Source organism: Ruegeria sp. BHSB172 (assembly GCF_059613165.1).
Window position 1 is genome coordinate 1 of the sequence record NZ_JBXWRZ010000058.1, and the last position, 15,223, is coordinate 15,223.

Genomic DNA, 15,223 nt, shown 5'->3' on the forward strand with positions numbered 1-15,223 from the left:
GGCACAATCCCGGCTGGAGCATTCGTGTTCTTGACGCGAACACGGCGGCGGATGTCGCCGAGCTGCAGCACGATCCGACGGTGTTGCCTGTTCAGTCCTACGCGGACCTTCTGCGCCTGCGCCTTTTGCGGCGATTTGGCGGAGTTTGGGTGGACGCAACGACCTATTGCCTCCAGCCGCTCGACAATTGGCTGCCGTTTGCGTCGCAGCGCGGGTTCTTCGCTTTCACTTGGACAAAGAATGATCGCTGGTTCATCTGGCCGGGTATGCGCCGCTCTATGACCAATTGGTTTCTGGCCTCCGAGCCTGACGGCATAGTCGTATCCTATTGGGAGCAGGCCAGTTTCCAGTATTGGGACGGCCGATCGAAACCGCACAACTACTATTGGCCGCATGTCATGCTGGACTATCTGCGCCTGACCAGCCGAACGTTCCGGCGCGCGTTCGACGACATTCCCAAGATCAGCTGCTATGGGCCGCATCTGGTGCATGATGCGGTGACTCACAGCGTCAACATCGAAGAAACCTCCCTGGCCCTGAAAACCGGCGCGGTGCCCGTGCAGAAACTGCGCTGGAACTGGAGCGAGGAGCGTATCGAACAGGCGCTTGCGCTGCTGCGGGATGCCGAAGCGAGCACCGGCAGCCGCGTGATGGAACCGCAGCCCTGAGCGCCGCCTCGGAGCGTCAAGCGGATTGGCGTATTCGCTGCCGGACCTTTTGGTGCAAGGTAACATCCGCGCTGTAATGGTTGGCCACGAAGTCCCGAACCTGCGCGGAATCGAAGACCGGCTGAGGGGCAGTTACGATTGGCTTCATCAGCAAACGGCGCGCTGATCGGCGCACGGCGTCGTGCACCGGGTCAGGCAGCATTCGCCGCGCCGCCGCACTGCCGGCCCGTGCCAGATTCTTCAACTGGGGATGACGAAATACCTGGGTCTTGTTGGCATGTCCCACCGGAAGGGTTTTCAGACCGATACGTTGCGCCAGTGCCTCCGCCAGATCATCCAGCCGTTCAACGGGGAACAGGTTGCGAACGAGAACCTCGTCGCCAATCTGTACAAAATCCGACTGGCGCGCGAAATGAATGAACTCCGGCGCGATCACGTCAGGTTCCTGCCGCAAATAGTCCTGAACGATCTGCAGCTCGGATCGTATCCTGTCTTCCGGCATCTGAGCGAGTTCGCATCCCAGATACATCTTGGCCCTTTGGGCCATCGCCGAGCGAAAGCGCTCAAAAGGGTCTCGGATCAGCGCATAGCTTTCGTAGACCGTCAGCTTTTCGAAGGCTTCAGGGTCCACTTCGCGCAGCAGGTGCAAAGGAAGATGGCGAAAATCCAACTCGCCGAACCTGGGGTGCCGCTCAATGGTGCGGATAAAGCGCTCATCGGCATCATGGTACGGCATCACCGCAACACGAACCGACGTGCCGGCGCATTTCGGGATGTGGATGAAGACAAACCTGTGGCGATCCGAAAAAATCATGAACAAACACTTTCAATTCAACCACGACTATATGCCGAATCCACAGAGGACTTGGCAATGAATTGGTTGAAAAACCACGAAGCGGGCAGAATGGTCGCCACCCTGCCCGCTCCTGTACTAAATCAGTCAGGTCTTCCCGGCCTCAGGCCAGAAAGTCGCCCGCGTTGCCACCCAGCGGATCGACAAACTGAACGTCATCGTCGATTGCGAAACCGCCGAGGTCACCGTCGGCATAGCGACCGTGGCTGAAGCCGATGTCCCAGCCCCATTCGCGGCCTCCGGAAAAATCGAGATCGATGTCCGTTCTGTCCAGGACGACCTGACCGTCAACCAGCACCTGCAGCCGATCAGCGACCTGATCGGCCATCACGACGATCTCGTGTTCCTGAGTATCATTCAGCCCAAGATCCGCGACATAGAAGCCTTCGTGGAACTTGCCATCGTTGTTTCTGACATGGGCTTTCAACCCGTCGTCAACGATCGTGAGGCCGATGTGACCCTTATTCCAGACCAGCCGTTGCGCGCTGCCATCGGCCTCATCCCTGGCAAATTCCACCGCGAATGCCAGCTGATCCGAATTTTCGAACTGCTGCAGGCGGCCGATCTTCAGCTGGTCCTTGTGGCCATCGAAATGAACGACAGGGCCGTTCGCCGTGTCAACGACCTGCGCATCGTCCTTCAACGTGGCCTGCCCGTTGCCCGGAAGCCCAGCGATGTCTAGGACAAAGTCGTCGAATACCATCGCAGTAGACGCGCCAGATCCCGCGGACCCATTGCCAGGAACGACGGGTGCCGAAGTTCCCGCATCCGGCGACGTGGGCGCGGACAGACCGGAATCAGGGGCGGTCGGCGTCGATGCATCGTCGTTGGGTGTGGTCGTCGATCCCGATCCATCCGCTGGCGCAGACGTGCCGGTATCAGGGGTCGTTGGCGCAGAGACCGTTCCCGAACCACTTCCGTTCGACGGAGCAGCGCCGGTCCAGCTGCCCATGTCCATCGGATACCCGTCAACGATGCTGGATCCTGCATCCAGCAGGTCGACCGTACTGCCCGTCACGACGCCATACTGGTTGTAGCCGTCGGTCGCGGACGTAGCGTGGTACACGAACTGCGTGTCATAGTAGCCCGGCTGGGAGGGATCATTGTTCTGGATGATGGCGTTGTTCTGCACCGACCAGTGCGACTGGCCGTTGTAGCCCACAACCGAAGGCGTGGCGTTTTGTTCGATGGTGACATTCTGCGACCCGCCACCGACGATGATCTTGGGGGTGGCCACACCACCCGTCTGCTGGGTCGGCACCGCGATCAGAGTGTTGTTGTTGATTGTCAGGCCGTCGATCATATGAACCGCGATACCGTTGGCATGCGCGTTGTACAGAACGTTGTTTTCAATCACGATGTTGTGGTTCCAGTGCGTCGGATCGGAATAGACCGCCTTGTCTGCGCCTGCCCAGATCCCCTGGGTGTAGTCCCCTGCACCGATGTCCAGAACGTTGTTCCTGATGATGATATTGTCGCTGCCTGTCCCGTTCGAACGCTGAATCTGGATCATGTCGCGATGATCACCGGAACCTGCGGCGCCGCCGAAGTCGTGAATATAGTTGCCTTCGATCAGAACATTCTGCACCTCGCCCAAGGAGATACCGTCCGAGCGGATGGTATGAATGTTGTTTCCGATGAAGTCGATGTCGCTCGACCGCGAGGCGCCCAGGGCCTTCCACCAAGAATGGAACTCGGTGTTCGTTACGTCGATATTGTTCGAGTCGCGAATGACAAGACCCTTTCCGAAGCCGGTGCCATCCGCACTGGTTCCCGTTCCGCTTGCAAAGTCACCGTCGAAGACCGAGTTGTCGATGGTGACGTTGCTGCTGTGCGAGATCAGGAACTTGGTGGTGTGGTTCCGATCACCTTGAGTGTAGGTATAGTCGAACACGATCTCATCGAACTTGATGTTCGAGACGTTCGTCAGGTAAACTTCTGAAAAACTTGCCATCGCATTCGGATCGGCGGATTTGATCGTCACATCCGACGCGAATTGAATGTTTTTCAGGCTGAGCTTTCCGTAGTCGCCGGCCGCAAGCAGTATCGTTTCCCCACCGACCGCTTTCGACAACGCCAATTTCAGTTCGGCCTCGGACGTCACAGTGATTGCTGTCGTCATGTTTCACCTTCTTTGTGTCAGGCGCTGTGAGTGCAGCGCGCCATTTCCCGCTACTTGGGACCAGAGGGAACAGCCGCACGAAGGCGACAGGTTGTCCGGAATGTGGCTATGTCTGGAAATTGTTGCCTGTATTGAGACAAAATTGCCCCAACGCCGTCATTTCCGAGCTAACTCGTTACTCGATACCGGGAATTGTTCCCCTTCCCTTCGCGGTAGCCTCTCGTTTGACGTATTGATTCGCTTAGCGCAACAACGGACACAATTTTGCCATTATCCGGGCATTTCTCTGCGCAACCTCGTGGGCGATGAGCAATCATTTGCTGGATGCCGCTACGTCAATTTGGCCTGCTACCACCTTCGCTCCTTTCAGTCGCTGTAGATTCGAATTGTGGACATGGCCTTCGGGCGCGCTTAGCCTGTTTGCATGCCCTTTGGGATTGTTCAGACAAATAGGTTTCAAATGTGTTTATTGTTGCGAGTTCTCACCCTAATCGCGGGTGTGTGCGCCCTGCAGCCTGGACGCACCGCCGCGGCCTCTTCGACCTGCAACGGTCACACCGTTCCAGCACTTGGGCCCGCGACGATAAAGAGCTTGGCCATCGCGGACGCAAACGCCCTGTCAAGCGCGCTGAAAACGGCCGCCGGGGGTGAGGTATTTGTCTTGCAGGCCGGGAACTACGGTGCGCTGAAGGTCAAAAGGGCGTTCAAGGCGCCGGTCACGCTTCGGTCGGCATCTGCGGCGTCACCTGCCTGCTTTACCGAACTGAGGATCGATGCCGCGGGGAACCTGGTTCTTGATGGATTGGTCTTTGACTACGAGTATTCGCAGGGCGAAAAGGACTCGGCCAACCGTTTCAGCATCCTGAACAGTCGGGGCATCACTATCACCAATTCGGTTTTTGATGGAGGGCACAGGGCTGGGGCCGGCCATGGTCGGGGGCTGCGCATCCGGGACAGCGCCAAGATTTCCATTTCCGGCTCGGTCTTTCGCAAATGGTGGAAGGCACTGACAGGTGACAGCGTCGTCGACCTGACCATCCGGGGCAATGATTTCTTGGACATCCGATCGGACGGCATAGCGCTGGGAGTGATCGACGGGTTGGTGATCGAAGCCAACCGGATGCACAATTTCCGGGGCGTGAAGGGCAACAAGGACCATCGCGACATGGTGCAGATCCTGCGCAGTTCGAACCGGCGCAGCACGAACATCACGATACGGGACAATATCTTTGACATGGGCGCCGGCGACTATGCCCAGACCATATGGATGGGCGGCGACCGAAAGAACCTGGCCGATCCGATGCTGCGCCATCAGAACGTCCTGATCGAAAACAACGTTATCTACAATGCGCACACGCATGGAATTTCGGTTCATGGGATCGACAACCTGTCCATTCGAAAGAATTCGGTCATCCGGGTGCGCCGCGCGGAAACCGGCAAGGTTACGATCCCGCGGATCAATGTTTCCGCATCACGATATGTCGTGATCGAACAGAACGCCGTTGCAGGCATCATCGGCTACAAGAACCAACCCGACTGGGTCGTTCTGAACAACGCCATCATTCAGGATCAATCACCGTCGGCGCCTGGATACTACGACCGTGAGTTCATCTACTATGCCACCGGAGCAACCGACGGCTACAATGAATACGGCGTGCGCCCCGGTGGCCTGATCGACCAGCTCGACGCAGGGTCACCGCTGGTAGAGACCTATCCGACCCGCTAGTTCGGCCGATTTCGTCACCGCTGTTCGAGTTCAGAGGCGGAGATCGGGCCTCGGGTGAAGACCACATGATCCTGATCGCTGGATCGCCCTTTCAGGAAATAGATCGAACGTCCTGGATAGGCAGCGGCAACGGTCCGGTTGCTTTCCGGCCCCAAGTCTATCGCAAACAACGGGCTGTCTGCGCCCGGGGTGAAATCGTTCAGCCAGAAGGCGCTGCCGTATTCCCGGTCTGCATCGGTCGAAATAAACATAAGGCTGTTGCGGTATGCGTCCTGACGGGCCAGCGTTTCGTATTCGTCGTGATACCCGTTGATTTCGGGATACCGGTTGAAGCCCAGCCAGCTTTCGAACACCAGAACCGAGCACAGGCAGAGAAACGCGACGCCCGCGCCGATCCGCTGCTGCGCCAGCCCGTCGGGGTACAGTTGCGAAAACCTGCGCGCGGCCGTCGTGATCCCCAATGCCGTCAGGATCAACAGCGGGACGCTGGTCATGAACCAGTATCGCGGCCCGGCGAAATAGCCGCCATAGAACCAGAACAGCGCGTACAGGCAGATCGTGGTCACGACGATCAACGCCATCCCGCCGGCAAATCTGCTCCAACGGCCCCACAAGACGATGAACAGCGCAAAGGCCAGCGAGGCTCCGCCCCAACCGAACAGCGAAAAGTTCAGTTCATAGAGGTTTTGCTGGCTGTTGATCAGCCCCTCAAGCGGGCTGTGCCCGGGAAAGACATCGACATTGCCCCAGTCCGGCGCGCCGATATCCGGCCCGAAGCCAAGCGCGTTGGATCCCGGCCCCCAATATTCTTCGTAATAGGCGTTCAACGGCGTGGTCAGCGGGTCGCCGGTCAGATAGGCGTTGTAGGGAAAAATCAGCCCGCCCACGACGATACAGCCCAACCCATAGGCCAGAACCGTGTGCCAATGCCGCCGGTCCGCAAGGAATGTCAGCGTCCAAAGCCCGGTCAGAACCCCCATGAACAACCCTTCCAACGGCCGTGTCATCAGCAGCCACCCCATCAGCGCGCCGGCGATGAACGGAAAAATCACAGACGGCTTTTCCCGGGCCTTCAGCAGAAGGACCCAGGCCCCCAGAACCAGCGCGTAAGTAAAGGTGTGGATCAACTGAGTAGCCGCCATCGAGATGATCCAGGGCGATACGGCCATGAGCAGAACCACCAGGTTGGCCGTGCCCCGGTCGGTCATCTTGCGGGTAAAGACGTGCAGCAGCAGAACGCTGATGCCAGCCAAAACCGGATTGACCAGCCAAGGCGCCCCCAGCTTGACCCCCAGCGCCAGGGCTGTCGCCCAGCCCGGGAAGGTCGTGACGAACCAGCGGTCCTGATAGGTATCCATCAGATAGTGGTCGAAAGCCTGGGTCGATGGCGGCACCGGCAGGGTCAGCAGCCCATCCGCAAGATAGCGGGCGTGGAACTGGTACAGAATATCGTCCAGGTGCGGGACGCCCTCCAAAGCAGCCAGACTGACCAGAAGGGACATCAGCAACAGAAAGACCGCCCCACAGATCGGGACAGCCCTGTCGAGCCTTCGGACCTGATCGCCGCTGCCCGGCAGGCTGAGGTTGCGCGCGACCCGCTGGGACAGGTCGCGCAACCGATGCGCTGGCAGGGACATCATGATAGCGAGGAAGCTGGCCAGGTTGATGCCGATGAAGGCCGAACCGATGACGACATGTTTGACCAGCCGGGGATAGTTTTCGGTCGCTACGAAGCCCATCGCGCCCTTTGCAGCGATCACCAGAATGGCCAGGAAGATCGCCACCCGAAGAACGCCCAGATCGCGCAGCACTTGTGGCGCCTCGGCCAGCGCGCGATGTTTGAACAGGACCAGGGCCGCGACGGCGGACTGCGCCAACACGGCCCCCATCATTGCCACGGAAAAGACGTCGGACCGGAAGCGGACGTTCTGAAACCACGTCGGCTCTCGGACTGCAAGCTGAGCGCCAAACCCCACAAGGAAGGTTGCCGCAGTCAACCCGGCCGTCTGCCAGGGCGTGCCCAGCGTCAACGCGACCCCGAACAGCGCCACGGCCGCGACCATGAGCCACCAGCATTCCACGCGTCGGAGCACGGATAGGTCCAGCGCACCCCAAAGCGCAAAGGCAAACAAGCCCAAGGCCAGCATCGCCACGACAACCCGGATCGCCCCGAATGGCCAGGCCTCGGCCCGGCTCGAAGCTTGCATGTTGTCTTCCATTGCACCCCTCCCGTTTTGCGCAACCGGTTTGTCAGAATCCCTGGGCCAGAGCACCCGGAACCCCGTCAACTTGCTCCGACGTCGACGACCAGAAACAGCTTGCGGATCAACGGCGGTTCGCCCCAGGAAAACAGCTGGGCGCATTTCACGTCGTATTTTTCGACGATCTCCTTGTGGGCCCGGCTTTCGCCAGCGGTCCAAAGATCGGTGTCGCCCCAGTCGTCATAGCCGATCAGCGTTCCCGGGCGGATCAGGCGGTGTTCGAACATGAAGTCCAGAACATCCATCGTGCTGTTGTAGAGGTCGGCATCGATATCGACATAGGCCGCGGGCTGAAAGACGCCGCTTTCCACCAGTTCGGGGCGCAGCGTTTCGGAAAACCACCCCTGGTGGATCGTGCATCGATCGTCGGTCATGTCCATGGCGGCCAGTTTTTTCTTCAGCTCGGGCAGCGGCGCGGAGAAGGCACCGACATTCCACACCGCCGGAACCTGGATACCCGGGTCTTCCTGGGGCAGACCTTCGAACGAGTCGAACAGGTGCATGAACGGAATCTCCGTGCCGCGGTTCTGCAGGCCCATGACCAGCCCTTCTACTGTGCTGCCATGGGCAACGCCGAAACAGTAGAACTGACGCTTGTCTTTCAGTGTATCAAATCGCGCAAGATACCAGGGAATCAGCTGCCGCCACGAATGGATGCCCCATTTCATCTCGGCGATTTCATCATCAGTGAGGTCCAGATCGGTCGTGGCCATCAGCCGTTCGACTGGCCATTTGCGTGCCACGCGGCCCCATTTCACCAGAAACAGCTTCTTCTTGATCCAATCGATCATCACGTCCTCACACTCATACCAAAACCATACCAAAACGAATTCAAACAAGCTTAGGGCACAATCCGGCGAACTGCACCCTTTCCTTTATGGCGGGCTGTGCAGAAACGCCCGCAACCGGTCCACCGCACGCGGCATGAAGCCCAGCAGAATAACCCCTGTCGATACCACGCCGATCCCGATGGCCGCGGCGACATAGATCACATCGGGGATACGCCCCAGCATGGCCAGCCGCCAGGCGCCCACGGCAACGGCCATCCCCGCCGCCAACAGCAACGGCGCGACCAGCATCTTGCAGAACTGAATGGGTCTGATTGCCTCGGGGGCGTGCGCGGCCCGCATCCGCAGCGGAAACGCCAGAAGCGCGCGCAGCGCCACCGCTGCCGCTGCCGTGACCGGCCCGAATTGGCTGGCCAGTCCGATCAAGACGAGGCCCAGCACCGCCTCGGCCCAAGCAGCCCAAAGAAGCGGCTGCACCCTGTCGAGCGCCAGCAGGTAAGCCTCCTGGATCGAACTCAGCGCAATGATTGCATAGGCCAGGCACAGGAACGGCAGGATGCGGCTGGCTTCATGCCATTCGGGACCCAGCAAAAGATCGACCAGCGGAAAGGCTATCAAAGCCAGCCCGGTATAGGCGACAAAACCGCTGAGTGCGGCCAGCTCGATCAGGTCGAGGTAGAAATCCGCCGTCGACTGCCGGCTGCGCCGCAGCGCCGCGATTGCCGGTTGCCCGACCCCCTGCAGGCTTTTGACGAACACGGTCAAAACGATCTCGGACAGTCGGGCCGCAAAGGCGAACAGGCCGACGGATCGCGGATCGGCCATGTATCCCAGCATCACAGTGGGTGTCTGAAGAATCACAAGGGTGATAAACCGCAGCCGCAGAACTTGCGCCCCCAGCCCCTTCACCATGGCGAAATCGGATCGCGACGGCCATTTCTTGGGCACCCAACCCGCCGCCAGGAATGCCAGCAGACTGTTCACACCGATTTCCGTCAGCCTTTGGCCAACAAGGCTCCAGGCACCAAAACCCTTGGCCGCCATGGTGATGCCCACCACTCCGCCGGCCGCCACGCCTGCGATGGTGCGAATGGCCAGCGCCTTGAAGGCCAGCTGGCGCCGGAGCAAGGCTGTCGGCACCCCGGCGGCGGCAATCATCAAGACTGTCGGACTGGCGGCCATCAACAAGGGTTTGACGATGGGCTCTTGGTAAACAAACGCCGCGATGTTGGCGATTGTTGTCAAAATCAGAACGATCGCTGCGGCCAGCCCCAGCAGAACAACCCATGTGGCCTCAAGCCGCCCGGGCTCGATGACCTCGCGTGCGACGATGCCTTCGGTGATCGTATCGCGCACCAGAAATTCGCCCAGAAACAGGAAGGCAAAAGCCATGGACACCACGCCAAAGCTTTCCACGCCGATGAGCTTGGCAATCACCAGAAAAATAAGCGCTGCCGCAATTTGTTCGAGCCAGCTGGCGACCGTGCTCCATGCCACGTTCTGGGTGAACTGCCGTTTCATTGGTTTCCCGCTGCCGCCGATCGCTTTCTTGGCCCCTGCCCCGCAGCCGTCAAAACCGGGCGGGCCAGAGACCTGAAGCAAATGCGTGCATACCGGTCCGAACCTGTCAATCGCCCGTGTTGACGGGTGAATGATTTGCGGTCAGAGTTTTAAGGTGCGTCTCGGACGTTTCGGCCTTTCTGTCGCGGCCCTGCAGGCAGAGAGACCCTTGGTGAGTATACTGATTGAATTGGTTTGAAAGGATTTGAAAATGGATTGGTCTAAGAAGAACGTGCTCGTCACCGGCGGGTGTTCTTTCATCGGATCCCACCTTGTGGAAAGCCTGGTCGAGCGCGGCGCATATGTTCGGGCGGTCGATGACCTGTCCAGCGGCATCCGCGAAAATCTGGATGACGTCCTGAACAGCGGCCGCGTCGAATTTCGCGAGGCCGACCTGCTGGACCCGACCACCGCAGCCGAGGCCGTCGCTGACATGAATGTCGTGTTCCACCTGGCCGCGACCCATGGCGGGCGGGGATATATCAGCACCCACCAGGCCGCCTGTTCGACCAACCTGGCGCTGGACAGCATCATGATCCGCGAAGCCCACAAGGCGGGGGTAGAGCAGTTTACCTTTGCCTCGTCGGGTTGCGTCTATCCGACCAGCATCCAGGCCGATCCGAGTGAGACCCTGTACCTGACCGAAGATCTGGTCAAACCGCCTTACGAGGCCGACGATCTGTATGGCTGGGCCAAGCTCATGGCCGAGCTGTCGCTGAAAGCCTATCACGAGGAGCATGGCTTCAAATGCGCCTCGGTGCGGTATTTCACGGCCTATGGCGAACGTTGCCCGGCCAACCATGCGGTCGTGGCGATGATCGGGCGGGCCTTTCTGCAGCAGAACCCATTTGTCGTGTGGGGCACCGGCGAACAGATTCGCAACTGGACCTATGTATCGGACATCGTCGAAGGCACGATCCGCGCGGCTGAACGGATCGAGGACGGCACCGCGGTCAATCTCGGCACGATGGAGCGTACCTCGGTTCTGCAGGCGGCCAAAATGATCCTCGAACGGACGCAGCTCGACGCCGAGATCCAGCGAGACCTGAGCAAACCCACCGGCCCCTACAACCGTGTGGCCGACAACAGCCTGGCCAAAAAGCTGCTGGATTGGGAGCCCAAGGTCAGCTTCTCGGACGGGCTCGACCGCACGATCCGCTGGTATTTCGCATCGCATGACCGCGATGCCCTGGCCAGGGATTTCGAGGAATCACTGACCGAGCGCGGCTTGGAAAAGCCCGGACTGAAAACCGCGGCCGCAAACTGAACGCGCCTCCGGGTCGGACACCTGGGGGGCCGATCCGGCCTTGGCCCGCAGAGGGTGATATCAGTCATTCAGCAAGGCCGACAGCCGCTCGGACCCGTCGCGCAGCACGTCCAGAAACCCCAGCAGGCCGGAAAGATCGTGGCGCTGGGTCGGGGCGTGAACCGACAGGGTGGCCACCAGGCGCTGGCGCCTGTCCCGGACCGGTACGGCAACCGCCGCCATTCCGGTCATGAATTCTTCATCGTCGGTCGAATACCCTTGGCTGCGGATTTTCTCCATCTCGGCCCGCAAGGAATTCGGGTCGGTCATGGTCCGCTGGGTCCGGGGCTGCAGCGGGCGTCCGGACAGGACCCCATTCAGCGGCTTCTGCCGCAGGGTGGACAGATACATCTTGCCGCTGGCAGTGCAATGAAACGGCACTTGCGTCCCGATCGGCAACTGAATGCGCAGGGGCCACTTGGTCTCGACCCTATCCAGATAGATCATCCCCTCGCGGTCGGGGATGGCTAGGTTGCAGGTTTCTCCGATTTCGTCCGCCACCCCCCGCAGGATCGCAAGCCGCGCGGTGCGCAGATGTTCGGCCGAGATGGTATTGACCGCAAGGCGCCGCAGCCTTGGCCCCGGACCGTATGAACGGCCATCGAGGTCGCGCTGCAGAAACCCCTCGGCCTCGGCCGTCTGCAGCAGCCGGTGAACGGTTGGCTTGGCTAGGCCGAGCGTCTCAATCAGGTCGGCCGGCCGCACCGCCACTCCGCGCCGGGCCACCTCCTCCAGAATGACCAGCAGGCGCAGGTTGGGGGGAATCTGCGTGTCGCGTTCGGGTGCCTCTGGGTCTGTCATCCGGCCACTGTTCAGTTGTTCGGCAGCAGGATCAAGGCCAAATCGGGAACCATCGCCACTAGGAACCAGACCGAAAGCAAGGCCACCAGATAAGGCACCGTATAGCGCAGAAGGCGGAAATACGGCACCCCGGTCACGCCCGAGGCCACATAGAGGTTCAGCCCATAGGGCGGCGTGATGAAGCCGATCGACGCGCCGACGAGGAAAATGACAGAGAAATGGATCGGGTCCACACCCACCGACGCTGCGATCGGGGCCAGGATCGGAGCCAGAATGATTGTCACCGGCAGGCTTTCGAGGACCATCCCCGAAAAGAACACGATCACCATCGAGGTGAACAGCACCGCGTGATAGCCGCCCATCGAGGTCACGAAATCTCCGATCGTCTGCTGAGCCCCCAGCAGAGACAGGATCTGCTGCATCACGACGGAAATCGCGATCAGGGGGGCCAGGATGCCGGTGATCTGCGCCGACCGGATCACGATCGAGGGGATCTCGGGGATGGTGAAGCCTTCGACCACGATCATCTCGGCAAAGCTTTTTTCGGTGGGGGAAATGTCGCCACGCGCGCCCATGATCCGGTTGATCGGGTGGCTGACCAGACCGGCGATCACGCAGAACCCGACGGTAACCCCCGCGGCCTCGGTCGGAGAGAACTTGCCCGTGTAGATCCCCCACAGAACCAGCCCTATGGCAAAGAACCCCAGCCAGGCGCCAAAGGCGGTTTTCAGGATGCGGTTCATCTGCAGCGGAATCAGATGGCCCCAACCGTTCATGCGGCAGATGACCCAGCAGGCAAACTGCATCCCGATCACCATCAGCGCGCCGGGCAGGATGCCAGCCACGAACAGCTCGGAAATCGGCAGGTTCATCAGAAACCCATAGACGATGAAGATGATCGACGGCGGGATGATGATGCCGACCGTGCCGCCGGCCGCGGCGGTGGCGGCGCTGAACCGCTCGTCATAGCCGCCCTTGACCATCTCGGGGTGCAGCATGGACCCGATCGTCGCGGTGGTGGCCGAGTTCGACCCCGATATGGCGGCAAACAGACCACAGGCCCCCAACGAAGCCATGGCCAGACCGCCGCGTATCCATCCCAGACAGGCATAGGCGAAATCGCTCAGCCTTCGGGCGATGCCGGATTTGTTGATCAGGTCACCCGTCAGGATGAACAGCGGCATCGCCAGCAGCGCAAAGCCCTTGTTGAACACGTTGAGCAGCTCGGCCCCCATGTTGTCGAGCGTCAGCCCCAGCACGAAGGAACAGCCGACCACCCAATAGCCTATGACCAGCAGCACGGGCACGCCCAGCATGAACAGGAACGTCACCCCAAGCGAAATCAGTGTAACCCAGGTTCCATCGGTCATCAGTCTGCTCCGATCACGGCTTGCTGGATCAGCGGCTGCCCGGTTTTCCAGTTGTGCAGATCGTCGGCAAGGTTTTGGAACACCCTGCCGACCATCAGGAAGAAGGACAGCGGCGCAGTCAGCAGAAACCACCACTGCATCACGTTGTCGGTGCCCAGCACGATCTGGAAATTCGACGCCGACAACGCCACCAGACGCGAGGTCGTCACGATGACGATCACGGCAAACCCGTACCACAGAACAGCATCCAAGATCAGGCAGGCCAACTGCCCGCCGCGCGGCATGGCCGACCGGAATTCGCTGAAGCTCAGATGGGTGCGCAGCCGCACGTTGTACGAGGCGCCGAACCACGCCATGACCATGAACAGCAGCGGCGGAATGGTGGTCGACCAAGGCTCCTGATCGTTAAACACGAAACGGTCGATCACGCCCCAGAAAATGATCAATGCGATCGCAAGATAGGAATACACCATGACCGACCGCTCGAAATGGCGTTCGATGAATGGAACCTTGCGATAGACGAACATGACCAACAGCCCCCCCAACGCCGCCGCCACCGCGCCCACCGCCCAGGCGGCGTCTGACCGCAAGGCTGATTGAAGCTCGAATGAATCCCTGCTGAGCAAGGCACCGAAAATCGCGCCGACATCTGCCCAAAACGACATGAACCCCGTCCTCCCAATCGGTCCCCGATAAAACCGGCCCGCCGATGCAGGCCGGTCCTGTCAGCCCTGGTCAGGCTTCGCCCTTCCACCAACGGCGCGGTTCAACGTTTTCCGGCAGCGTGTCGGCCGGGATCTCGCGCGCGATATCGTAGATCTCTTGATAGGTGTCGATGCCGCCGGCCCATTTGTTCAGCCGCTCGCGCCATTCGGCCCAGGGTTCAGGATTGTAGTTCGGAGCACACATTTCCTCGGCCAGCTTCAGCTGATCGTCCGGCAAGAAGGCCGGGCGCACGCCGTTCTCGGCAAAAATCGTGTTGGGCAGCTGCGGGTCCGAGAAGCCCACGGTATTGACCAGCGCGGCTTCGTTCGCACCTTGGATCAGGGCCTGCGTGAAATAGGCCGACTCCATGACCGCGTCCTGCAACTCACCGCCCAGACTGTCGAACACCTTGGCCGACATCGAGGTGTGTTCGGTGCCGCAGAAGAACTGCAGGTTGACCGACTGCGACACGACCGGCGCCATGTTGGCATAGGCCACAGCCGAAGCCCAGGTCTCGGCCCCGTCGATCAGGCCGGTTTTCAGTGCATCCAGCGTTTCCTCCCATGCGACGGGCACCGGGTTCAGATTCAGAAGCTGCATGGCGATCCGGCCCAGTTGGGTGCCGGTCACGCGGTTCTTGGTGCCGAACAGCTCCTCGAGCTTGGTAACCGTCGGCTTGTCGGCGAAGGTCGATCCCATCTGCAGGCCCCGCAGTTCGCAATGGGTGAACAGGAATTTCAGCCCGTGGCGCTTTTCAAGCGGGTCGCGCAGGATGCGCTGGCTGGCCGGGCTATAGAAGAAATGATATTGCGCAGCCCGGCTGGGGAACATGTAGGCATAATCCAGAACGTTCAGATAAGGCGCTCCGCCGGCCGAATTCTGGGTCGAGGCCGCATAGATGTCGACGATTCCCTGCTGGGTCTTCTCGACACAGCTCAGCTGCCCGCAGATCTGGTTGTCGCCGATGAACTCGATGCGAATCTCGCCATCCGTGCGCTCTTCCAGATCGCGCGCGAATTCGATCGCTCCGGCGCGCTCGATCAGCAGGTTGCGCGTGTTGAAC

At 60.2% G+C, this 15,223-nt stretch carries 12 protein-coding genes; 3 read left to right on the forward strand and 9 right to left on the reverse strand.

The window, feature by feature from the left end:
• Window positions 1-668 (forward strand): capsular polysaccharide synthesis protein (locus tag AC2FM3_RS16555; RefSeq protein ID WP_496684008.1); only part of this gene is annotated, 668 nt, incomplete at its 5' end.
• A 16-nt stretch (window positions 669-684) separates the two neighbouring features.
• Here AC2FM3_RS16555 and AC2FM3_RS16560 read toward each other — a convergent pair.
• Window positions 685-1,482, reverse strand: coding sequence for a sulfotransferase family 2 domain-containing protein (locus tag AC2FM3_RS16560; protein WP_496684009.1), 798 nt, complete (start codon window positions 1,480-1,482; stop codon window positions 685-687).
• A 142-nt stretch (window positions 1,483-1,624) separates the two neighbouring features.
• Complete coding sequence (locus AC2FM3_RS16565; protein ID WP_496684012.1) at window positions 1,625-3,643, reverse strand: right-handed parallel beta-helix repeat-containing protein; 2,019 nt, start codon at window positions 3,641-3,643, stop codon at window positions 1,625-1,627.
• Between the two features lie 592 nt (window positions 3,644-4,235).
• Between AC2FM3_RS16565 and AC2FM3_RS16570 the strand changes: the two genes are divergently transcribed.
• Window positions 4,236-5,369, forward strand: a complete 1,134-nt coding sequence (locus AC2FM3_RS16570; protein ID WP_496684013.1) for a right-handed parallel beta-helix repeat-containing protein — start codon at window positions 4,236-4,238, stop codon at window positions 5,367-5,369.
• Between the two features lie 14 nt (window positions 5,370-5,383).
• Here AC2FM3_RS16570 and AC2FM3_RS16575 read toward each other — a convergent pair whose 3' ends face one another.
• The 3 genes from AC2FM3_RS16575 to AC2FM3_RS16585 form a co-directional block, all read right to left on the reverse strand.
• Entirely contained in the window at window positions 5,384-7,588 is a 2,205-nt protein-coding gene (locus AC2FM3_RS16575; protein ID WP_496684015.1) for an ArnT family glycosyltransferase, read from the reverse strand.
• 65 nt (window positions 7,589-7,653) lie between these two features.
• The gene (locus AC2FM3_RS16580) at window positions 7,654-8,421 is read right to left on the reverse strand and encodes a TylF/MycF/NovP-related O-methyltransferase (RefSeq protein ID WP_496684018.1); all 768 of its coding nucleotides are present in this window, start codon (window positions 8,419-8,421) and stop codon (window positions 7,654-7,656) included.
• An 84-nt stretch (window positions 8,422-8,505) separates the two neighbouring features.
• Complete coding sequence (locus AC2FM3_RS16585) at window positions 8,506-9,939, reverse strand: oligosaccharide flippase family protein (RefSeq protein WP_496684019.1); 1,434 nt, start codon at window positions 9,937-9,939, stop codon at window positions 8,506-8,508.
• A gap of 250 nt (window positions 9,940-10,189) precedes the next feature.
• Here AC2FM3_RS16585 and AC2FM3_RS16590 point away from each other — a divergent pair, with 250 nt between their 5' ends.
• Window positions 10,190-11,245: an NAD-dependent epimerase/dehydratase family protein gene (locus AC2FM3_RS16590; RefSeq protein WP_496684021.1), complete on the forward strand. Its 1,056-nt coding sequence runs from the start codon at window positions 10,190-10,192 to the stop codon at window positions 11,243-11,245.
• A gap of 60 nt (window positions 11,246-11,305) precedes the next feature.
• Here AC2FM3_RS16590 and AC2FM3_RS16595 read toward each other — a convergent pair whose 3' ends face one another.
• The 4 genes from AC2FM3_RS16595 to AC2FM3_RS16610 all read right to left on the reverse strand — a co-directional run.
• Entirely contained in the window at window positions 11,306-12,085 is a 780-nt protein-coding gene (locus AC2FM3_RS16595) for an IclR family transcriptional regulator (RefSeq protein WP_496684024.1), read from the reverse strand.
• Window positions 12,086-12,096: 11 nt separating this feature from the next.
• A complete protein-coding gene (locus AC2FM3_RS16600; RefSeq protein WP_496684027.1) occupies window positions 12,097-13,455 on the reverse strand; it encodes a TRAP transporter large permease in 1,359 nt (452 codons plus the stop codon).
• Window positions 13,455-14,120 carry a TRAP transporter small permease gene (locus AC2FM3_RS16605; protein ID WP_496684030.1) on the reverse strand — a complete coding sequence of 222 codons (666 nt, stop codon included), beginning with the start codon at window positions 14,118-14,120 and terminating at the stop codon, window positions 13,455-13,457. Before AC2FM3_RS16605 ends, AC2FM3_RS16600 begins: the two co-directional genes overlap by 1 nt.
• A gap of 70 nt (window positions 14,121-14,190) precedes the next feature.
• The coding region (locus tag AC2FM3_RS16610) for a TRAP transporter substrate-binding protein (RefSeq protein WP_496684032.1) at window positions 14,191-15,223 on the reverse strand (1,033 nt) is incomplete at its 5' end.

What these genes read in the sequence shown, in the direction of transcription:
- AC2FM3_RS16595 (WP_496684024.1), bottom strand. Translation starts at nt 12,085, where the DNA reads ATGACAGACCCAGAGGCACCCGAACGCGACACGCAGATTCCCCCCAAC.
- AC2FM3_RS16575 (WP_496684015.1), bottom strand. Translation starts at nt 7,588, where the DNA reads ATGGAAGACAACATGCAAGCTTCGAGCCGGGCCGAGGCCTGGCCATTC.
- AC2FM3_RS16600 (WP_496684027.1), bottom strand. Translation starts at nt 13,455, where the DNA reads ATGACCGATGGAACCTGGGTTACACTGATTTCGCTTGGGGTGACGTTC.
- AC2FM3_RS16565 (WP_496684012.1), bottom strand. Translation starts at nt 3,643, where the DNA reads ATGACGACAGCAATCACTGTGACGTCCGAGGCCGAACTGAAATTGGCG.
- AC2FM3_RS16580 (WP_496684018.1), bottom strand. Translation starts at nt 8,421, where the DNA reads ATGATCGATTGGATCAAGAAGAAGCTGTTTCTGGTGAAATGGGGCCGC.
- AC2FM3_RS16560 (WP_496684009.1), bottom strand. Translation starts at nt 1,482, where the DNA reads ATGATTTTTTCGGATCGCCACAGGTTTGTCTTCATCCACATCCCGAAA.
- AC2FM3_RS16605 (WP_496684030.1), bottom strand. Translation starts at nt 14,120, where the DNA reads ATGTCGTTTTGGGCAGATGTCGGCGCGATTTTCGGTGCCTTGCTCAGC.
- AC2FM3_RS16590 (WP_496684021.1), top strand. Translation starts at nt 10,190, where the DNA reads ATGGATTGGTCTAAGAAGAACGTGCTCGTCACCGGCGGGTGTTCTTTC.
- AC2FM3_RS16585 (WP_496684019.1), bottom strand. Translation starts at nt 9,939, where the DNA reads ATGAAACGGCAGTTCACCCAGAACGTGGCATGGAGCACGGTCGCCAGC.